At 33.1% G+C, this 21,231-nt stretch carries 23 protein-coding genes; 12 read left to right on the top strand and 11 right to left on the bottom strand.

The window, feature by feature from the left end:
• Window positions 1–548: 548 nt before the first annotated feature.
• Together LC076_RS15870 and LC076_RS15875 are read right to left on the bottom strand one after the other, a co-directional pair.
• Complete coding sequence (locus LC076_RS15870) at window positions 549–2,054, bottom strand: coproporphyrinogen III oxidase (RefSeq protein WP_226670079.1); 1,506 nt, start codon at window positions 2,052–2,054, stop codon at window positions 549–551.
• An 83-nt stretch (window positions 2,055–2,137) separates the two neighbouring features.
• The gene (locus tag LC076_RS15875; RefSeq protein WP_226670080.1) at window positions 2,138–2,596 is read right to left on the bottom strand and encodes a hypothetical protein; all 459 of its coding nucleotides are present in this window, start codon (window positions 2,594–2,596) and stop codon (window positions 2,138–2,140) included.
• A gap of 266 nt (window positions 2,597–2,862) precedes the next feature.
• Here LC076_RS15875 and LC076_RS15880 point away from each other — a divergent pair, with 266 nt between their 5' ends.
• On the top strand, window positions 2,863–3,180 hold the full coding sequence (locus tag LC076_RS15880) for a hypothetical protein (protein ID WP_226670081.1): 318 nt from the start codon (window positions 2,863–2,865) through the stop codon (window positions 3,178–3,180).
• Between the two features lie 176 nt (window positions 3,181–3,356).
• On the opposite strand, the gene LC076_RS15885 is transcribed toward LC076_RS15880, so the two are convergent.
• Window positions 3,357–4,199, bottom strand: coding sequence for a phosphatidate cytidylyltransferase (locus LC076_RS15885; RefSeq protein ID WP_413466001.1), 843 nt, complete (start codon window positions 4,197–4,199; stop codon window positions 3,357–3,359).
• Between the two features lie 194 nt (window positions 4,200–4,393).
• On the opposite strand from LC076_RS15885, the gene LC076_RS15890 reads away from it, so the two are divergent.
• On the top strand, window positions 4,394–4,939 hold the full coding sequence (locus LC076_RS15890; RefSeq protein WP_226670083.1) for a hypothetical protein: 546 nt from the start codon (window positions 4,394–4,396) through the stop codon (window positions 4,937–4,939).
• A 13-nt stretch (window positions 4,940–4,952) separates the two neighbouring features.
• On the opposite strand, the gene LC076_RS15895 is transcribed toward LC076_RS15890, so the two are convergent.
• The gene (locus tag LC076_RS15895) at window positions 4,953–5,498 is read right to left on the bottom strand and encodes a CBO0543 family protein (protein ID WP_226670084.1); all 546 of its coding nucleotides are present in this window, start codon (window positions 5,496–5,498) and stop codon (window positions 4,953–4,955) included.
• A gap of 69 nt (window positions 5,499–5,567) precedes the next feature.
• Here LC076_RS15895 and LC076_RS15900 point away from each other — a divergent pair, with 69 nt between their 5' ends.
• Window positions 5,568–6,227 (top strand): HAD family hydrolase, encoded by a 660-nt coding sequence (locus LC076_RS15900; RefSeq protein WP_226670085.1) that lies wholly within the window; start codon window positions 5,568–5,570, stop codon window positions 6,225–6,227.
• Window positions 6,228–6,287: 60 nt separating this feature from the next.
• On the opposite strand, the gene LC076_RS15905 is transcribed toward LC076_RS15900, so the two are convergent.
• The 3 genes from LC076_RS15905 to LC076_RS15915 form a co-directional block, all read right to left on the bottom strand.
• Window positions 6,288–7,157: a Cof-type HAD-IIB family hydrolase gene (locus LC076_RS15905; RefSeq protein ID WP_226670086.1), complete on the bottom strand. Its 870-nt coding sequence runs from the start codon at window positions 7,155–7,157 to the stop codon at window positions 6,288–6,290.
• A gap of 298 nt (window positions 7,158–7,455) precedes the next feature.
• Window positions 7,456–7,809, bottom strand: coding sequence for a YlbF family regulator (locus LC076_RS15910; RefSeq protein WP_226670087.1), 354 nt, complete (start codon window positions 7,807–7,809; stop codon window positions 7,456–7,458).
• A gap of 142 nt (window positions 7,810–7,951) precedes the next feature.
• Window positions 7,952–9,091 carry a DUF445 domain-containing protein gene (locus tag LC076_RS15915; RefSeq protein WP_226670088.1) on the bottom strand — a complete coding sequence of 380 codons (1,140 nt, stop codon included), beginning with the start codon at window positions 9,089–9,091 and terminating at the stop codon, window positions 7,952–7,954.
• Between the two features lie 114 nt (window positions 9,092–9,205).
• Between LC076_RS15915 and LC076_RS15920 the strand changes: the two genes are divergently transcribed.
• The 6 genes from LC076_RS15920 to LC076_RS15945 all read left to right on the top strand — a co-directional run bounded on the left by LC076_RS15920 (window position 9,206) and on the right by LC076_RS15945 (window position 14,709).
• Window positions 9,206–10,561, top strand: coding sequence for a YheC/YheD family protein (locus LC076_RS15920; RefSeq protein ID WP_226670089.1), 1,356 nt, complete (start codon window positions 9,206–9,208; stop codon window positions 10,559–10,561).
• 30 nt (window positions 10,562–10,591) lie between these two features.
• On the top strand, window positions 10,592–11,689 hold the full coding sequence (locus tag LC076_RS15925) for a YheC/YheD family protein (RefSeq protein ID WP_226670090.1): 1,098 nt from the start codon (window positions 10,592–10,594) through the stop codon (window positions 11,687–11,689).
• A complete protein-coding gene (locus LC076_RS15930; RefSeq protein ID WP_226670091.1) occupies window positions 11,682–13,055 on the top strand; it encodes a YheC/YheD family protein in 1,374 nt (457 codons plus the stop codon). Before LC076_RS15925 ends, LC076_RS15930 begins: the two co-directional genes overlap by 8 nt.
• Entirely contained in the window at window positions 13,042–14,079 is a 1,038-nt protein-coding gene (locus LC076_RS15935) for a YheC/YheD family protein (protein WP_226670092.1), read from the top strand. Before LC076_RS15930 ends, LC076_RS15935 begins: the two co-directional genes overlap by 14 nt.
• A gap of 185 nt (window positions 14,080–14,264) precedes the next feature.
• Complete coding sequence (locus LC076_RS15940; protein ID WP_226670093.1) at window positions 14,265–14,474, top strand: YheE family protein; 210 nt, start codon at window positions 14,265–14,267, stop codon at window positions 14,472–14,474.
• 46 nt (window positions 14,475–14,520) lie between these two features.
• Entirely contained in the window at window positions 14,521–14,709 is a 189-nt protein-coding gene (locus LC076_RS15945) for a hypothetical protein (protein ID WP_226670094.1), read from the top strand.
• 199 nt (window positions 14,710–14,908) lie between these two features.
• Here LC076_RS15945 and LC076_RS15950 read toward each other — a convergent pair whose 3' ends face one another.
• The 3 genes from LC076_RS15950 to LC076_RS15960 all read right to left on the bottom strand — a co-directional run bounded on the left by LC076_RS15950 (window position 14,909) and on the right by LC076_RS15960 (window position 17,698).
• On the bottom strand, window positions 14,909–15,895 hold the full coding sequence (locus tag LC076_RS15950; protein ID WP_226670095.1) for a class I SAM-dependent methyltransferase: 987 nt from the start codon (window positions 15,893–15,895) through the stop codon (window positions 14,909–14,911).
• Complete coding sequence (locus tag LC076_RS15955) at window positions 15,892–17,217, bottom strand: FAD-dependent oxidoreductase (protein ID WP_226670096.1); 1,326 nt, start codon at window positions 17,215–17,217, stop codon at window positions 15,892–15,894. The genes LC076_RS15950 and LC076_RS15955 overlap by 4 nt, the downstream gene beginning before the upstream one ends.
• A gap of 292 nt (window positions 17,218–17,509) precedes the next feature.
• The gene (locus LC076_RS15960; protein WP_226670097.1) at window positions 17,510–17,698 is read right to left on the bottom strand and encodes a hypothetical protein; all 189 of its coding nucleotides are present in this window, start codon (window positions 17,696–17,698) and stop codon (window positions 17,510–17,512) included.
• Window positions 17,699–17,844: 146 nt separating this feature from the next.
• On the opposite strand from LC076_RS15960, the gene LC076_RS15965 reads away from it, so the two are divergent.
• Window positions 17,845–18,744 carry a PucR family transcriptional regulator gene (locus LC076_RS15965; RefSeq protein WP_226670098.1) on the top strand — a complete coding sequence of 300 codons (900 nt, stop codon included), beginning with the start codon at window positions 17,845–17,847 and terminating at the stop codon, window positions 18,742–18,744.
• A 141-nt stretch (window positions 18,745–18,885) separates the two neighbouring features.
• Window positions 18,886–19,998 carry an ABC transporter ATP-binding protein gene (locus LC076_RS15970; RefSeq protein ID WP_226670099.1) on the top strand — a complete coding sequence of 371 codons (1,113 nt, stop codon included), beginning with the start codon at window positions 18,886–18,888 and terminating at the stop codon, window positions 19,996–19,998.
• Window positions 19,999–20,044: 46 nt separating this feature from the next.
• Here the strand turns inward: LC076_RS15970 and LC076_RS15975 are convergent, their stop codons facing one another.
• Window positions 20,045–20,287: a hypothetical protein gene (locus tag LC076_RS15975; RefSeq protein WP_226670100.1), complete on the bottom strand. Its 243-nt coding sequence runs from the start codon at window positions 20,285–20,287 to the stop codon at window positions 20,045–20,047.
• Between the two features lie 483 nt (window positions 20,288–20,770).
• On the opposite strand from LC076_RS15975, the gene LC076_RS15980 reads away from it, so the two are divergent.
• Window positions 20,771–20,992, top strand: coding sequence for an alpha/beta-type small acid-soluble spore protein (locus LC076_RS15980; RefSeq protein ID WP_146949545.1), 222 nt, complete (start codon window positions 20,771–20,773; stop codon window positions 20,990–20,992).
• The last annotated feature ends 239 nt before the right edge of the window (window positions 20,993–21,231 follow it).

Raw genomic sequence — 21,231 nt, forward strand, 5'->3', positions numbered from 1 at the left:
TCCTGCTTTTTAACGATCACTTTTAACGTTTTAGATATAAAAAACAATGAAATAGATAATGTAGATTACCAAATGCAAATAGAGAATGAAGGTTACCTTCATTCCCTATTGACTTTTGACGCAGAAAAAATTTGCCCTTTTAAATAGCTGACTAGTAGGCTATTTCTTTATATCACCCTAGAGAAAGAGACTGGGACATAAGTATTTAAACTAATGATAAACCCGAATTATAAGGCGATATTTCAATTAATCATTTTCTCCTAATAATTCGGGTTTTTATTTGATGTCTAAATTCAGTTAAGTTGAAAGAAACAAGTTCGTTCCATTGCGCTGCAGACGCTAGCGTTCCACGGGGAGGAAGCTGAGCCTCCTCAGCGCTAGCACCTGCAGGGTCTCAGCCTTTCCTCTTATTCCCCTAGGAGTCAAGTGTCTTCTGCTCCATTCCACTAAGTTCTTTAAAATAGTTTCCAAAATCAAAAAATCTAATAAAGATTTATCCGTCTTTTTGTATGACTTCTTTAATTATGTCCCAGCCTCATCATTAAAGTTTAATTTGTTTTTGAGAAAAATAAGTTTTCTAAGATTTTTATTTTTTCTTCTGTGTAATGCTTAAATCCATCATTATATGATTTAGGATCTTTTGGATTGGCAAACTGAGTGATTTTTCTTGATTGAGGATCAACAAACTTACTTGCCGCACCACAACCAATACCTATGATTGTTTGCTGTTCTTCCATGATCATAATATTATAAATACTATCTTGACCCTTTAATGCATAACCAACGTTTTCTAAATTACCTAAAATGTTTTTTTGACGATATAAATAATACGGTGCATAGCCATTTTCTTTTGTCCAAGAAACAGCATGATTCATCATTGTCCCAATTTCTTCACGACTTGCAACCTTATATTTATGTTTATTTTTGGTCATTTCTGATGCTCGTTTGAAAGAAAGTGTATGAACCGTTATTGATTCTGGCATCAGTTTTGCAGATTCTGATAATGTATAATCAAATTCTTCTACTCCTTCACCAGGTAAACCAATAATTAAATCCATATTGATGTTATTCATTCCCATGCTTCTAGCTAAATGGAATTTTTCAATTGTTTCTTCGACTGTATGATGTCGACCAATCGCTTTTAAGGTATCTTGAATATAGGATTGTGGGTTGATGCTTATTCGATCGATGTTATATTTATTTAAAACATCTAACTTTTCCTTCGAAATAGTATCAGGTCTTCCTGCTTCAACTGTTATTTCTCTAATATTTTTAACATCTGGAAAAGAAGTAACCATTTCCTCATAAAGCATATCCATCTCTTCAGCTGTAATACTTGTTGGTGTCCCTCCACCATAATAAACGGTCGTGATTTTGATTCCTTTTTCTTTTAACCAACGCCCAATTTCTCTCATTTCAAAATGAAGTCCACCTAAAAAAGAAGTAACAGATCCTTGTCGCCCGTTGATTGCATACGCCGGAAATGTACAATAAGCACATTTTGTTGGACAAAAAGGAATACCAATATAAATGCTTACTTCATTAGCAAGTTCATCTAAGTCAGGTATAACCTCTAACTGACGTTCAACAATCTCCTTCATTAGTTCAATCTTTTCAGTAGAAAGTAAATATTCATCTTTAAACATTCGATGGATTTCGGTTTCAGATAAACCCTCTTGACGCTTTTTATGATAAAGCTTAGTTGGTCTTATTCCGGTAAGAATCCCCCACTTCTGAACGATTCCTGTATATTCCTGAAGCAGTGTAAGATACACATATGAGAGGGTATTTTTCACTTGTCTTAGTCGATCTTTACCCTCTAACTTTTCGGCAATTTCTTTTTCTTTCATCGCCTCATACTGTGTTCCATCCTCTGTTCGTAGAAACCCTTTAATTAAAACGTTATGTTGGTCTTCATCAATAAAAAACTCTGCTTCAAGGGTAGAATCGCCTTTTGTAAAGCAGAGTTCTGTTTCTTCAAAAAACAAGTTACCGATCAATGTTAATGGTCGGTAAAATCGCTCATCATCAATACCTTTAATATATATTTTCAAGTTTATCACCTTATCTTTTTTCAGAACTTCTTTAAGTTTACAAAAATGCTGCTTTACCAGTCAATGTTAGATACTAGAAGTGTTTATACGTTTGTTAAAGTTAACCCCTTTTTCTCCATTAAATATCTAAGTGCTACCGAAAAACTTCTAAAAGATTCTGCTTTTATTTTTACCCCTGAAGTTACAATCTTTTTTATAAGCTGTGGTGAAAGACCAACATAATATGGTTCAACACCCATAAGAATAATCGCTTCTGTTAATTGATGAATTTCTCTACCTAATTCTTCTATTTCCATTTGTTCAATTTTTTCAAGAGTAATATCTGTTAAATCAATAATAGCAGACTCAATCGGGTTATTTTGTATATACATTAATATCTTTATTCTAATCTTCTCAAACCGTTCTTCTAGTAAGATACCCGTAATCGGTACTAAAATTGTATGAGGAATGATAGAGGGGATAATTGGTGCGGACATATCTAATATAGCTTCTTCATACTCATTGATCTTTTTTTCCAGTTTTTCTATATATTCCTGGCTCATAATTGTTCCTCATTTCTGTAAAATTCTGGGTATTTTTGATATGTAAAAAAATTCGTTTTAACACTTCCTATTACAATAGTAACAATTACCTATAGTTTGTCACAAGTATAGTTTTTTCTTGATCATCTTCTAAACAGAATTTTCATTGGTAACGAAGAAGTGTGGTAAAAGATTTGATTTCATATTTCTTTCAAAAATAATGATAATATTTCTACCTATTAAAATCATACAATGGTTATAACTATATCATTAGGAGGCTTTAAGTTGTGAAAATTCATCTTCCATTTTTCCTTGTAGCTGTTATTTTAGTTATTGGTTATTTAGATTCACCGCTTTTTAGTCAAAAAGAAGATTTTGTCACAAGCCTTCCTTTACCGGTAGAAGAATCAACATCAGCAAATGCACAGGAAAATAAGCAGGTAGAGTCCTTCCTAGAATTGGAGAGTAAGTTTGTTGAACTGAGAGAAGAAGATGGTTATACCGTTGAAGTTTATCAAGAGTTCGAGGTTTATAAAGACAAAGAAGGTAATTTAGTTGAAAGTATTCCAACAACTAATTACCATTACTTACGTTACAAGAAATAAGTTTTCCCCTCTCTAATTGAACTTACGTTGAGAGGGGATATTTGTTGTAAACAAAATTATATTTTTCCGTAATTTTGTTAATCTTTGTTAGGTAATTTAAGTGTCTTCAAATCCAATCGACAACAGTTAGATATCAACATCAATCTTTTGCATAGTCTCTTCGTTTAAAAAAGGAATTACATAAAATCAAAGTAATATCTAATAATATGAAAAAATACTGGTGAAGTATATGTTAAGCTATCAACACGATTAATATAGCTTTCCTTAAGAACATTTAATTTCTCTTGATCACCAATCAACAAATCACGTTTCAATACAGAGATTGTTAAACTACCAAAAAACCCACTTAAACTAATAATAATTCCAGATAATATACCAAATTTCATATCAAGTGGTGTTAAATAAGGGTAAATAAAATAGGAAACAAGTGTTGTAATGATCGCTGCGAAAATAAATCCTTCCCACGTAATAATCGGGTTTGCTGAAGGAACGACTTTTCTTTTACCAAAATATAAAGAAACTAAGTAATGAACAATATCATTTACTTGTGTTAATAAAACAAGAAACAACACAAGATTTGCTCCATATTCTGGTGTAGCAAATTGATAATATGCTAGATGACTTAAGCCAAATACCATCAACATTAATCCCCATTGTGTTGAACTAACTGATCTAAGAAAACCACTCGTTCCTTTTCCTAGCAATCTAGGTAAAGGTAAAAATAAAAACACATAAACAGGAATAAATACAATAAACATTCCATACCATCCGATCATAATCCAATAAAACTGTACCGGTATAGCCAAGTATGACCACAAAAATAAACGTCGATCTGCTTTTCTTGTTTTCATCATTGAGAAATACTCTTTTAGTGCAAAAAAACAAAGCACCATCAAAGATAACAGTGATACAATTGGGTTAAATAACGTTGCCATACAAAAAACGGCAAACATCCCCCACCAAGTTTTTACTCTTACAAATAGTTGTGAAAAGTCTTTCTCTGGTACCTGTTTTCTCATGAATAAAAATACGACATTCACCGTGCATAAACCAATAAAAATAATTGAAAGAGTCCATAATGTTGTACTCACCATTTACACCTACTCAGTAAAAATTAAGTCTGTTTAAGATAAAAACGAAAAGTAATAATTCATAATATATACTATAATAAAGCATAGAATAAATTGGAAAAATGTAAAAGAGGGAAAATATAATGAAACCTAATGCATATGTTTATATTTTGCTAACTGACACGGGAACTTTATTTACAAAATCAATAAAAAAATATACTAGAGCTCCGTATAATCATGCCTCTATCGCATTTAACCATGAATTAACAGAAATGTATAGCTTCGGTAGAAAAAATCCAAGCAATCCTATTAATGGTGGTTTTGTCAAAGAAGATATTTTTACTGGTACATATAGTAAATATCCAAAAACAACATGTGTCATATACAAACTTGAAGTTTCAGAGCGTGAAGTAGAGAAGATGCGAAGAGTTCTGAATGTCTTTATAAAAAACAAAAAGAAATTTCTCTATAATTTAGCTGGAGTTTTAGGTGTTTCACTAAATGAACCTGTTGAATTTAGCAATTCATACTTTTGTTCTCAGTTTGTTGCAGAAGTACTCCATCGAGCCGGCATTAAGTTGTGGGATAAGCTCCCAGCCCTTGTTACTCCTGATGATTTCAGACAACAGAAGCAACTTGAGGTTGTTTACGAAGGAAAACTGTTTGATTATCCTCCTATTAAAAGATAGGAAAGGTTTATAATCACTTATCTTTACTCCAGAGTTTTAGTTGATCAACAATTATTTTAGCAAGTACTGACATTGAAAAAAGAGTTAAAAATGACCAATGGGCATTCCACGATTTTTCTAAATAAATATCAACTAGTTTCATAAGTGGTAATGCAATATAAGATACGAAAATAGAAAAAATACTTATTGAAATTAAAAAGCTTTTCCATTTTAAGAATTTTTGATATAAGAGGCTTAATCCTATAGGGATGATAAATAAATTAGCTGGTAGCATGGTCGGAATGATAGGCTCTAATTGCATTCGGTAATCATACCAATCCATCGTTGTTGCAACATCATCTATGTTTTTATTGATCATGTAGACAATGCCTAGATACGCAACGGTAGCAAGAAAATTTTCTTTTTTAACAAAAATAAAAAATAAAATGACCATCAAAATACAAGTGACAAGCAGAAGCCACCACTGCCATGTGAACAGTGTGTAATTATTCCATAATTCCCACCTCAAATCTGTTAACTGATTTGATACTTTGTCGATTTCCTTTCCTAATTTCTCCAAATTACCACCTCCTCATATTATAATTGACAAGGAATATGAAAATTATTAATAATCTTAGGAGGCATGTATTTGAACAATTATAAAGTGATTTTATTTGATTTAGACGGTACACTATCAGATCCAAAAGTTGGAATAACAAAATCTGTTCAATATGCTTTACAAAGAATGGGCATTGATGAAACTGATCTTGATAAGCTAGAATGTTTTATTGGTCCACCATTACAGGTATCTTTTTCTGATTATTACGAATTTAATGAGGAAGAAACGCAGAAAGCTATTGATTTATATCGTGAAAGATTTAAAGAAAAGGGTATGTTTGAAAATAAGCTATATTCTCATATCACGTCTCTTTTAAAATTGTTAAAAGAGAAAAATTTCACTTTAGTAGTCGCAACATCCAAGCCTACTATTTTTGCTGAGAAGATTGCTGATTACTTTAATATAACGCAATATTTTGATCTTATCGTTGGAAGTCATTTAGATGGAACTAGATCCTCAAAAACTGAAATTATTCAATATATACTAGATAAGTACAAAGATTTTTCACATGAGGAATTTATTATGATCGGTGATAGAAAACACGATATTATTGGTGCAACTTGTACTGGCATCGACTCCATTGGGGTTACTTATGGATATGGCTCTTTTGAAGAATTAAACATATCTAAGCCAACACATCTTGTTGAAAGTGTCGATCAATTAAAAGAGCTTTTGATTCCTTTGAAGTGATTTAAAATTTATGCTTTTAAAAAAACAGGAACTATGAGTCCCTGTTTTTTTAAAATATTTCTATTTATCTATTTTAATTTTCCGGAGAAATTCTTGCCTTTGTTGTTTTCTGAAGTGTTCTTTAACCATATACCCTACACCTTCGTGGTTATTGGACCTTGTTACCCAATCAGCAGTATGCTTCACTTCAAAAGGAGCATTCCACATGGCAACTCCTAAACCTGCTGAGGCTATCATACCTTTATCATCTTCGGCATCACCTATTGCCACTGTTTCTTCTAAAGGTATCTTTAAATGTTTGGCCAACATTCTTAAGCCATATTCTTTTGAAAGACCTTTTTGAACAATTTCTAGTTGCTTATTCTGATTTGACTTTACATCAACACCTTCAAAAGCTTCAATGATCAATTGCTGTGCCTCTTCCTTTTCATCTTCTTTTGAAAAATACACATCGATCTTTGTTGCAGTTACAGGCTCATCACGAAGAGTATCACCTAAAGAATCAACAAATTGAACAGGATAAAACATAGAATCTGATGTATTAAGAATAGATTTACTAAGTAAGTTTGAAGCAATTTTTTTCCTATTTCCAATGGAATACCGTTCATGTGTAAGACGAATATTGCACTTGAAATTTTCAAGTACTTGAACAAGGTTAAATGTCATTTCTTCTGTTAATCTTTTTTCAAATAATGGTTCATCAAGATTATCAGCTATAAATGCCCCACCATGTGTAACAAGGTATGAATCTAGTTTTAATGCCTTTGCAAGCTTTTTCGCAGATTGGAAATGCCTGTTAGTTACTAGTGTTACATAAACACCTTTTCCTTTTACATACTCAATCGCTTCTTTCGTGGACGGCTGGAGGCGACCATTTGAACGAAGCAAGGTACCATCTACATTAAGTGCCAGTAATTTATAATTAGTCACTGCGGATCCTCCTTCTACAGATGTCAAAAACCTATTATGAGGTTATGTCCCTTTAAAAGAAAATAGAACTACTAGCATGTAAGAAAAGAGCAAGATGTCCGCTTATGTTTTTAGGAAAAATTGTCTTTTGAAATAGCTAGTTCTAGGGCTTTTCCTTTAATTTTCTATAGAAAAAAGAAGGGTATTTTAGTTCATTAAGCTGATGGCGCCTAGAGCTAGCCTTCAAAATCAAGTACAAGTTTTTTACCATTTTAAAAAAACAGAATGGAAATTCCATTCTGTTTTTTGTATGTACTTATTATTGCTCCATACTACCGTACAATTCTTCTAATGGCTTCATGATAATTTTGTTTAGTTCTGTTACTACCATGCTTAAACGTTGTTCAGCTGCCATTAGCTGAGAAATGGTTTCATGTTGCTGTACAAGTTGAACTGATTTTTGAGCTTGTTCAATTTCTTCTTCAGAAATTTCTTGTCCAGACATTTGTTTTTGTTGAAGACCTAATTGAATGTTACGGAAGTTCTCAAACATCTTACTTGCTGATTCATCCGCATTCACTTGATCATAAAGCTTACTTAAAGCTTTAAATTCATCACTTTCTCGTAAAGCTCTTTCTAAATTGTTTGCAACATCATATAAGTTTTCAGGCATATGATGAGCCTCCTTTCTAGTTTTGACCCATGTAGGCTCTCCCCTACACTATAACAAACTATTTGATAAATATCATATTATGCACTTAAAAAGGAATTAATTTCGTATATTTATGTTTAAATCTTTTGCTAGCTGACTTTACTTAAAACAGCATGACGAGTAAAGCTTGAAAGCCACCGATAATACCACCTAGTAAAGCACCTAAATACGTAATCATTTTAAATTCCTTTCGGGAAATCGAGAGGATCATATCTTCTAAACGATCTACAGCAAATGTTTCTACTTGTTCTTTAACAACCTCTTCTAATTTTAACTGTTTCATCATTCCATCCAAATGTGCAACAAGATAATTTGTTGCGACTTCAATTGCCTTAGGTAACCATTTGTTAATGATTACTTCCTCATTTGGTTTTAGGTATGTTGAGATCGGCTTTGATAGCAAGTTGTTGATGTTTAAATTATCAACAATACTATCTAATAGCCCTGATCCTTTTTTTATGACTCCCCATTTTTCATCAATTTCTTCAAGAGTCATTTCTTTCATGTTATTCCATTCACGTGCAATTAGCGTTGTTAAGAGATTTTTTGTTTCTTGATTTTTTAAGAACTTAATAACTTCTGGTTGGACCTTGTCAACAAGACTATCATTACCAAGAAACATACCGATCATATTCCCAAGCATCCCTCTAGTGGATAAAAAGTCTTCAATCATCTTTTTGAGCTTTTGCTTTCCTTCAGTACTCTCAAAATAAGTAATTCCTTTTTCAGTTATAAACTGTGCCACCTTTGGAATTGCTACGTATAGTTCATCCTCCACGTGTTGAGGTAATATTTGTTGCAATGATTTATTTTTATTTTCACCTATCAATTCATCATATTTACTAGAAGCAAATTCCTTTAGCTTATTATTTACTAGTTCAGTAGGATTTTCAATAGATATAGCTGCCATTATTTGTTCTGGCGTTTTTTCTGAATGTGTTAGCTTTTTAACTTGAGTTTCTCCCCAAGATATCATCTGATCTTTAAATTGCGATTGAAGAAATTTACGTTTAATTCCTTCAGCTGTTAACAGATGCTCAACAACCATTCGTCCAAGCTGATTTGCTAACTCCTGTCTTCTCTTTGGGATGAGTCCAGGTGTAAAAGGAACTCGTTTGCCAAAAATAAAGATAGGATTGTATGGACGAAATAACATCTTGATTGCCAATGAATTTGTTACACCACCGATTGCTGCACCAATACCAATCATAATTACTACTAAAAATAAATCTTTCATCACCATCTACCTTCCACCACTTCACCGATTTTAATTCCTTTTCATACGATGTTTTATAAACATCAGCCTATACACATTATAGAGCTTGTCTTAACACCGAGCAAATGAGGGATATGCATTATGAACCAAACATTAATTGAAATATCGCCATCGCACACTTCTTCGAGACCTTTTATTTGTGAAATAACAGAAGGTCTCAGAAAACATTTAGGTTTATCTAAATACCTTCAATCCTTGAAAATTAACTGTGGAATGCATACTGTAACATGTCCAGTCGTATTAATAAATGAGGAACATTTAAGTTTGTCTCTCACTACCAATATTCTTGATGAATTATATTTACCAAATCATACCTTTACACTTCAAGCAAAACAGATCGATTCTGCACAAATAAGACTTGGACCAATAATTGGTGTATTAACAGAAATTAGAACTAAGCAAGAATTGAGCTTTGGATCTATTCATGATTTTTGTCAAGAACTTGCACGATATTGTCATAAGAATGGATGCTTACTATATATATTTTCACTAAAAATGTACAACAAAGATCATATGACAGGCTACTGTTTTTCTGACAACAAATGGATAAAAATATCTGTACCATATCCAGATGTTGTTCATAACCGGATACATTCTAGAAAACTTGAACTATCAAAAGCCTTTTTATCTGTAACAACTGATTTTATTGAAAATAAAATCCCCTATTTTAATGATCGTTTTTTAAATAAATGGGAGGTACATCAAATTCTATCAGCAAGTGAGCACCTTATTCCTTATTTACCTGATAGTCAGTTACTTGAATCTAAAGCTACTCTAGAACAAATGCTTCATGAAAAAAAGGATGTTTTTATCAAGCCAATTAACGGCAGTCAAGGAAAGCGGATTTTCAGAGTGATTGAAAAAGACGATCAATCATACCTTTTGGATTTCACAACCTTTTCTGGAGAAATTAACAAACAATATGAAAGTTTTTATCAGCTATTCTCCTCTCTTTATCCGAGATTAAAAAGAGAAGGCTTCTTAGTACAAGAAACAATCAATCTAAAAAAATACGAACATAACACACTTGATTTTAGATTTTTATGTCATAAAAAGGATCAACAAAACTGGAAAGTTTCATCAAGCGTTGCTAGGGTATCTGGAGACAACCAATTTGTTGCAAATCTTGCAAGAGGCGGGAGTATTTTTCAAATCAAGGATTTGTTAAATAAATTGTATGGCGAAAAAGATAGTTTGCAATTACGAAAATTATTAGCGGAATTATCTCTTGAAATTGTTGAAGTCATTTGTATTCAAGCAGGTGGTGAGTTTGGAGAATTCGGTATTGACCTTGCTTTAGATGAAGAAGGTAAGCCTTGGATTATTGAGGTCAACACAAAGCCTTCTAAATCAGAAGATGACCCAAAAAAAGGCAAAGTTCGTCCTTCAGCACGGGCAATCATTAACTATTGTCTATTTTTATATAACCAAAAGTAATCCTAAGTAAGATCGAAGGGAATGACAGAAATGCAGAAGAAAACATTAGGTTTTTTAGTTATTAATAAAAAGCATGAAAATACGTACATTACTGAAATTGCCAAAAGAAGTGAGCCCTACAACATCGAATGTGTACGATTTGAACCTACGTCTATTGATCCTACTTCATTAATGATTACTGGCGAGAAATTTGAACCAAAAGCACAGCAATGGGTGGACACGTCCTTTTCAATTCCCTCCTTTATTTATGATAGATGCTTTTATAACAACCAACAAGCCTCAAAAAAGGGAAAACCTATTGTTGAATGGCTAAAAAAAAATCCGACTACTACTTTTTTAGGATTTGGCTTACCAGATAAATGGAAACTTTACACTTCATTACTTAACGATCAAACAATTGATCCATATCTTCCACCAACTGAACTTTTAAATGATTCAATACAAGTGATCAAGCATTTAAAGCTATCTGGTCCATGTATTTTAAAACCTATTCATGGATCAAGAGGTGTTGGGATCATTGCCGTTAAGCAATCTTCAGATAGCATAACTGTTACTTATCATAAAGGCCATGATAAAAAACATAAAGTTTTTTCATCACTAAAAGATTTGTCAAAATGGTGTGAAAAGCTAATTCTTCAACAACCCTATCTGCTTCAACCTTACCTCCCATTAACAGATGCTAACAATTATCCTTTCGATATCCGTTTATTCATGCAAAAAGATAGAAATGGCGAGTGGCATTTAATTGAAAAAGGTGTTCGTAAAGGGTATCATGGGTCCTTTTTATCAAATTTAAACAGTGGAGGAGATCCTTTACGTTTTCAGGACTGGTCCCAAGACTTAACACATAAGCAAAAATATTTACTCGAAGATGAATTATCTACGATTATCGATTGTTTACCACCATTACTTGAAGAGAAATTCAAGCAGCTTTTTGAGATTGGTGTTGATATTGGTTATGCCAAGGATGGATCAATTTGGATTCTAGATATAAATTCTAAGCCTGGCCGTAAAACGTTCACAAAAACAAATCCACATCTTAAAGAGCAGCTTTACAAAGCGCCATTAGAATATTGTCAATATCTTAGTAAATATAACAATGTTAAAGGAGTCGAAACAAATGACTGACATTTATTCTATCAACATATCAAACTCTAAAGATAACATCGTTTACCTACCACTAACAACAAGAACAAACAATGAGATAAACACAATTTCTTTTGGCACAATTAATCGATCTTGTGAAGTAAGATATCTTCCAGAACTGAAAGATTATATTGTTATACCTGAACAGCTATGTAAAGATCTTCAACTACCGAGCGATGGAAAAACACATTTGATTTTCCATGATCAGACTCTTCACTTAGGACCTTTAATTGGCATTTTTACAGCTGGCTTTACAGAATCACCACTTCGCCCTATTGGAGAGCGGTCAATATTTTTTGCTAAGTTTTTATCTCTTGATCAATCTATCGGCTTATTTACATTTGTCTTTGGCGCTCATCATATAGATTGGGAAAATGGCACTGTTGAAGGCTTCACACATGGTAAAAATGGTTGGAAAAAAAGCAGATTCCCTTTTCCTAATGTTGTGTATGACCGCTTACCAAATAGGCGGATCGAAAACCATCAAGCTCTTAAATTAGTAAAAAAACGGTTAACTGAAGAATATTCCATTCCATGGTATAACCCAGGATTTTTTAATAAATGGTCCGTTCATCAACTTCTTATTCACGATTCAAAAGTTGCGAAATATTTACCTGATACCATTCAAAAACCTACCATTAGCCAAATGGAAGAAATGCTATCAACTTATCAAAACATTTATTTAAAGCCTGTAAATGGTAGCTTAGGACTTGGAGTGTTTCAGTTAATGTATTCTCGTGAAGAGAATACATATTATTCAAGATATCGAGATGATCATGAGATAAATCGCCTAAGAAAATATCCTTCTCTCGAACATTTTTTAAAAGTAGCTTTTAAAGATCGTCTTCTTTCTAGTTATTTAGCTCAGCAAGGAATCAAATTAATTCGTTTAGAAGGAAAGGCTATTGATTTTAGAATTCATACGAATAAAGATGAACATGGAAACTGGAAGATTACTGCTCTCGCTGCAAAAGTAGCAGGTAAAGGCAGTGTTACAACGCACTTAAACAATGGTGGTGTTGTTAAAACATTAGAGGAAATTTATGAAGATCCACAAAAACGCTTAAAAGCATTTCATGATTTAACTGAAGCAGCCATTTCTTTAAGTGAGAGTATTGATAGCAAAATTACAGGTTTTATTGGTGAAATTGGATTTGACTTTGGCATTGATCAAGAAGGAAGAGTATGGATGTTTGAAGCAAATTCGAAGCCTGGAAGATCCATTTTTTCACATCCAGAACTTAAAGATGCAGATCTTTTATCACGAAAAAGCTCTCTACAATACGGGTACTACTTAACAAAAAAAGCGATTTTTTATCCTGAGGATATCATAAATGAAGAAGCTTAAATTCTTTCCTTTAGTTGGCATCTTGGCTAGCAATGGTAGTAAAAAAGATAGCTTCCGTGGTGATGCTAGCTTATTCAAAGCTATTCAAAAACAGCTGATGAGCAAAGGTGGTCTTTCTTTTGTATTTACAACAGATCATATTCAAAAAGATTGCATAATTGGCTTTATATTTAGTGAACAACAGCAGAAATGGGGAAGAACTACTTTCCCTTTTCCATCAATTATCTATAATAAAATTTCATCTAGATCTGAAGAAAAATCAACTGCTTTTCAAACCATTCAACAATTATACCTTGATGAGAACAAGCCCTTTTTTAATTCTGGCTTTTTTAATAAATGGGAGTGCTACAAAGCTTTAGCACAAGAAAAAGAGCTACAACTACATCTACCGAAAACTTGGCTCCACTCAAGAAGTAATAATATTTTGGATTTACTTGAGACACATGCTATATATGCAAAACCCACAATAGGGCATAAAGGGAAAGGAATCTATAAGCTTGTAAAAGAAGAAAACACATTCTATATCCTATCTAAAGACAAGTGCCAGACCTATAACGAAGAGCAGTTTTTATTAAAGATCGATACGATTTTGACAGAATCATACATACTACAACAGGAAATTAAAACAGATACTGTGGAAGATTGTAAATATGATTTAAGAATTCATTGTCTCTATCATAAAGATAGTTATTATATTACTGGTATAGGTGTTCGGAAGGCTGCGAAAAACTCGATTATTACTCATGTTCCTAATGGAGGCGAAATTATTCCATTTTCTAAGGTAGCCAATAAATGTTCAATTCACGACCTAAATCACCTTGCTCATACAGTTGGAACTTGCCTAAGTAAACAAATAGGATTTGTTGGTGAGTTTTCAATGGATGTGGGAATCACACCAAATGGTACGCCCTACATCTTCGAAGTGAATTCTAAGCCCATGTTATTTGATGAAATTGATATTCAACATAACCGAATAACAAGGCTTGTCGATTTATTTTTTGAGCTCACAAACAAAAACCATTAATTTCCTAAAGGGATTGTTCCCTTTCATGACGTATTAATTCATATACTAAGACAATTCCTATTTGACTTATGACCTAGGAAAAAGGGTTTTATTTCTTCCCTCGAGCCGATGGCACCTGAAGCTAGACACCAAAACTACGTGCAGAATTATATGCTTTCTTATCTTTCAAAAAAGGAGCGAGTGAATTGATTACACATTTTCAATACAAGCCATTATTTAAACAAGCCAATTTACCAGGGTGGAGAATTTCTTTTTATTTTAGAGGCACACAATACGATGGAATTTATCATAAAAACGGACAAATTGAATGGGGAGCTGCTCCACCTCCAAAGGAAGACGAAACAAATCTTCAATCACAAATTCACGAATTAATGCTATTTCATGTATATGAATGATTGAATCTCTTAACGCACAAAATATTGTGTATAAGGAGGTTTTAAAATGACTAACAAACATGATGCTGTTAAACAAGATGTGAATTATGAAGGCAAAGACAAGGCCTACCTAGATATTGATCGTATGATTAATGAAGGTTTATCAGGTGGCTCTGTTCATATGAGAGATGAATCAACGAATATCGAGGAAGCAAGAAACCTGACAAAAGAGGACCCACCACATAAAGTTGATTAAAGCTTAAGCGTCTTAAATAACCCTTACGAGCATAAAATGATTTAGAAATGTGGGCGTTCTTTATCTTCATTTCTATATTAGCTTATGGGCTATGGAAAAAAGGCTTTTAAAAAAAGAAATCACTCCCCCCTTTATTACGTTTTATTCACAAAGTCCAATAAGTGGGGGATGTTTTCTTCCTATACAAACTAAAGCGCCTTTACTTTTCCAATGTAATAAGATACCATCCAGCTTCTTTTACAATCGGGGAATATGATGATATCGATAAGTCCGCATGTTTAGCTATTTTTCCTATCTCTTCTTTTGTAGGCAAAGGGAAAAGATTTTCATAAGCAGAAAAAAAACTATTAAACACACTAGAAAATTGTTGTCCATGCTTTCCATTTTGGATCGGTGTCATAATGGATATAGTTCCTCCTTTTGACAGCCACTTCCCAATATGTGTAAAAAGTTTTTTTCGATCTTCTGTTGACAAATAATGAAGTAAATTATGAACCATGACAAAATCAATTTCTGTTTTAGGATACCATTCAAAGGCATCAACATGTTCAATCGTTATTCTTTTGACATGCTCTGACCTTTTTTTCGCTTCGATTGACACTTCTTCATTTGCTTCTAATCCATACATATTTATTTGCGGATATTTTTCTGCTAATTTTTGCAAATACCCTCCATGTCCACAGCCTACATCAACAAGTGTTTGTACATTATTTTTCTTCACTAATTTAGATATTTTCCTTAATGCAAGCTGCTCTAACATAGAGGAAGTTTGTGCCACTACAGTACCATGCAATTCCTCATTAAAGGTATGTTTTTCTTTCGTTTTCATGACTGATGGGTAACTCAATAGTGTTGGAATATGTAATTCCATCATTTCCTTTAAGATCGCACCACTTGAAGAAGGATTATTTTTTGAAGCTGGTAGCATGATTTTCTTAATTGTACGAAATCTACCTTTTGAGCCTTTTTTCATATAAGAAATGGCTACACCTACGTCCATCCATCTTTGAAGTAGATCTTTTTGCAAACTATATTTTTCTGCCACTTCCTCAATCGTCTTTGGCTTTTTAAATGCTGAATACAAATTTAACTCATATCCTACGTACGCATGCCAAGTATATAGAAAGGGCATATTTCGTTTCATCCAACCTCTAGCCTTGAAAATTCGAATATACTCAGTAATCATTTTTCAACTCCTCCTTGGTATCTCCATGGATAATCATCTTTACTCGTGAATAAAGTATCAGACTGCAACATTTGAACACTTTGAAAAGATCGAGTTGGTAATAAACCAATTTGAATAAGCCGCTCATAAAAGGACTCTTTCCACATACCTAGCCCTGAAATATTTAGCATTTGTTTATAATGCAGCATGTCGTCATGTTCCATTTGTTGAAATCCACGCCCACGAATTCGTGTGAAATACCGAAAAGGTTTTGAATAAGCTAGAGCAGCCAAATGACTAATCGATAATAAGTGCTTGACCCTTGGTTTTCTAACTTGCTCAAACCAATTAAGTTGTTTTATTGAAAAACGATTTTGCTCTTCCATCCAACAAATTAAATCTCCTAAAGCATCTCCATCCTGAATGGCCAAATTCATCCCTTCACCTGCCATAGGATGTACATTATGTGCAGCATCTCCAATAATGACCTTATTTCCTTTACTATAGCTGTTCGCATGAAATTGAAAGGGAATCATCAATTGAATATTTCTCCAAGAGGGGATTTGATTAACATAACGATCAAGCTCTGGACTCAGAGAGATGACCTTTTCAAAAAATGCTTCTATTCCCTGTTCCTTAATTGCCTTATATTCTCCGGAAGGAATTAAATAGACAGATCGCACTTGATTATTAGGTAATGGAAATAATCCTAAAAATGTATCTTTCGTCGAAATCATTTTGCCCTCTGTTAAATCATCTGGTCTTGGAAAGTTGACAGTTAAAAAATGATGATCATAGGTATGCTCTTCCCCATCTATTCCAATATGTTTCCTTACTTTCGATCTCCTTCCCTCTGCACCAACAAACACCTTCGCATTCATTTGTAAGGTTGTACCATTGTAGTCAATTAGAGCGGTATCTTGATCGATAAATTCAGTAAACCTAGCTGGCTGATAATAATGAAACGTCGAGAATTTTTTTGACTTTTTCAACAAAATTTCTTTTAGTTTTTCATGTGGAATCATCAATCCATAGTTATATGGCGTGTTAATCACTCGATAATCCATCTTTGATTTTCTTGTATTTTGATAAATACCTGATTTGTATTTCATTTCTTCTACTGTAATGCTGTGAAGAGGATGACCATTATCTCGAATTTCATCAGCAATGTTTAACCTTTGGAATATTTCTAGGCTCTTAGGCTGTAAAAGCTCTCCTTTATACATATGAGAATTGCCCTTTTGCTGCTCAACAACGGTAACATCGATTCCACACATCGCAAGTCTTAAGGCAACAGTTAATCCACCAACACCTCCACCAATAATCAAAACATCTGTATTCATCCATTCACCCCTTAAATTGAATCTTTTTACGTTTTCCTTCTTTTTCCCCTGCTAAAAATGTCCGAAACATGCAAACTCTCTACTGTTAAAATCTACTCTAGATCAGCAAGCGTAAAGGTTATAACTAGCTAAGAAAGCTTAGTAATGCTAAAAAGTAGAGATGCTCTTTGTCATTAATCCAAATTAGCTACTATAACTCCGAGGACATGATGCTAGACTTAGTTACCCAAAACTAAGTACCAAGTCTTAAAATTTTTAACTTCTAAAAAAAAGACTGACATTTGCCAGTCTTTTACTCATCTTCACAAGATTGTTTTCCTAATTTAAAGCGTTCTAAAAACTCGTTATATCCTTCAATCTTTCCTTGGATTTTTGCTTTTGTGATTTCATCTACATTTTCTTCATCTAGCTTTTGGCAATTTTCTTTTATTGTTGTTTTCAAATAAGATGCTATCGCTGTTTCATTGAATGTTTCTAACATGGAAAGTCCTCCTTCATTCTTGTCTTACCTTTTTCTTACCCTTATATTTCAAAAAATAACTTGTAATACCGATCAATAAGCTTTTAAGCAGTCCATTTCTTTTCTATAATGTAAGTAAGACTTATTGCACGAAAAGAGGAATTTTCATGCTAGATAAATTAATGCAGCATTTTAAACATGCAATGACTACAAGCTATTCTCCTAATGACTCAACATATGAATGGTTTCAAACTGAACTTGGTCAAACTTTTGGTATTCTGAAATCTTCTCTATCAGAAACCGAAAAAAACTTACTTTCGTCTCTCTTTCAACATACACAACCGTTAAGTGAAGAACATTTATCAGTTAATCAACAAAAGTGGGTTGATTTTTTATTCTATGAAAAACAAATTATTCCTTCTCCACTTCCATCTGATCAAAGTGGTGTGCGATTTTATTATTTTTATTTAACTAAACCTATAGATGATAAACAAAGCTTTGAAGAAGCTGTACAGGGAATTCTTAATTCAGATCTAGTTCTTTGGTTGAGTTATTCTCATGGCATCATTATTGAGGAAAAACCAACAACTGTTTTGGAGATAGAATCATTAAAAAACTTAAGTGATACATTAACAAGTGATTTTTTTGTAGAACCATTTCTATACATTGGACAACTTCAAAAAAATGATTCTGACCTTAGAGTAAAATTCAAGTTAGAACATAACTGTTTTCAGGCGCTACATCATGCATCAAACAGAGAAAGAGTTGTCAGCTTTTATGAGGCACTTCCTTTACTGGTACTCAAAACACCATCTAAAATTAATAAAGATTTATTATCAAACCATTTAGTAGAAGCACTTGAGGATAATGAGCTAATTCATACAATTGAAGCTTTTCTTCAATCGAATCTAAATGCTTCTTCAACAGCGAAACGATTATTTATTCATCGTAATAGTCTTCAATACCGATTAGAAAAATTGCTAGAAAAAACCGGATTAGACATACGAATTTTTTCAACTGCTGCCTTTATTTTTCTTGCCATTACGATCGTACGCCTTAAAGATTAAAAACTATTCAATTATATAAATTACAAGTTGCACAAAAATAGCCTATTTTTTTCGTGCAACTTGTACGTTTACTTTACTCTCTGAAATCCCTTACAATGAAAATAAGTTAAAACGCTTTCAGAAATAGGGAGGAATAATAAAATGGCAGAGATTCAATTAAACAATATTTATAAAATTTATGATAATAAAGTAACAGCAGTAGAAGATTTCAACCTTCACATTCAAGATAAAGAATTTATCGTATTCGTTGGTCCATCAGGTTGTGGTAAATCAACTACACTTCGTATGGTTGCTGGATTAGAAGAGATTTCAAAAGGTGATTTCTTCATCGATGGAAAACGTATGAATGATGTAGCACCAAAAGATCGTGACATCGCAATGGTATTCCAAAACTATGCATTATATCCACATATGAATGTTTATGACAACATGGCATTTGGATTAAAGCTTCGTAAATTACCAAAGGATGAGATCGAGCGTCGTGTAACAGAAGCTGCGAAAATTCTTGGTCTTGAGCAATATTTACAACGTAAACCTAAAGCTTTATCTGGTGGACAACGCCAGCGTGTTGCATTAGGTCGTGCAATCGTTCGTGATGCAAAAGTATTCTTAATGGATGAGCCTTTATCTAACCTTGATGCTAAGCTTCGTGTAGCAATGCGTGCTGAAATCACGAAATTACACCAACGCTTACAAACAACGACAATTTACGTAACACATGACCAAACTGAAGCAATGACAATGGCAACTCGTCTTGTTGTACTAAAAGACGGTATCATTCAACAAGTTGGTTCACCTAAAGAGGTTTATGATAAACCAGAAAACTCATTTGTTGGCGGATTCATTGGATCACCTGCAATGAACTTCTTCAAAGGTACACTTGGTGAAGGTAAATTCACAATGGGATCTACTTCAGTAGCTGTTCCAGAAGGTAAAATGAAATATCTTCGTGAGCAAGGCTATGTGAACAAAGAAATCCTTATGGGCGTTCGTCCAGAAGAAATCCATGATGAGCCTGTATTCATCGATTCTTCTCAAGGAACAAAAATCACAGCTAAAATTGAAGTTGCTGAGTTAATGGGTGCTGAAACTATGCTTTACTCAGAAATCGATGGTCAAACGTTCGTAGCACGTGTTGATTCTCGTACTGATGTTAAACCTGGTCAAGAACTTGAATTAGCTTTAGATATGAATAAAGCTCACTTCTTCGATATTGAATCAGATTTAAGAATTCGTCCAGCTGGCGAAAAATAAATAGCAAAACAAAAGCCATGTTCTTAGTAGAACATGGCTTTTGTTTTTACTCACTCACCGAATTTGATTCTTGATGCTGACAAACTGGGCAATAAAAATAATGAATACATTCATGATTTTCTAAAGAATTTGCATATCCATCAAACAATTTCATGATATCTATATCCATATATGCACTATAATCATCAAAATAATCTGTTACTTTCCCTCTATCCTCCATAAGACTTTGGCAATTAGGACATTGGATTGACTTCATCTCAAATCCATTACATAAAGGACATAACCCCATCCTTTCATCTCCTTTAACTCTAACTCTTCATAGCGTTAGATTCTCTCAAGTTGAGATTAATTATGTAATGTTCAGCAGCTAAATCATCTGTTATTATCATTAACATTTCAAAGTAACTCTACAAGTTTAGGGTATTTTCTTTCACTTGTTGTTTTTCAAATCCGAAATATATAACATCGAAAGGATTCTTTTACTTTTACCTAAAATGATGAATATAGTTAAATTTTATTTGAGCAATATTTTAAATAACATTAATTTTTTCTTAAAGTTTTTATAGGAGAAAAAATTACCAAAAAAAAAGTGTATATAAATTTTCAAATCATCCATAATACTTAGTAACAACAAAGCAACAACATATTTTCAACTCACAAAATTAAATCAATGGGTTACGCCGAGTTAGGCGGTGAAGGACAACACTTCATAAGTTTGGTGCAAATCCAACTAACCCAACCATTATAACTATTATGAGGAGATGAATGACAGATGGCACAAAACAGTTCAAACAACAGCAATTCGTCTAACCAACTAGTAGTACCAGGAGCTTCTCAAGCAATTGATCAAATGAAGTATGAGATTGCTTCTGAATTCGGAGTTAATCTTGGTGGAGAAACTACTTCAAGAGCTAACGGTTCTGTAGGTGGAGAAATCACTAAGCGTTTAGTATCAATGGCTCAACAATCTATGAGCGGTTATACTCAACAATAACAATTTCATATATTTGGCTAAGAGGCTGGCACATTGTGTCAGCCTCTTCTTTTTTTGCCGTTTTTTTATAACAATAAGTATCAAACAAGTTCTATAAACCATATAGTATAAAAAACCTCTATACATCTTTTTTAACTAATCCATCGATATTCGTTCAAATAGAAATTTATAAGAAATGTGCAAGGTAAAAAAATGATACTTTCTTACTTTGTAAAAAAGGGGCGAATTGGTATGCTTGA

The sequence above is a fragment of the Metabacillus litoralis genome, assembly GCF_020524045.1.
In the GTDB taxonomy this organism is placed as follows: Bacteria; Bacillota; Bacilli; order Bacillales; family Bacillaceae; genus Metabacillus; species Metabacillus litoralis_C.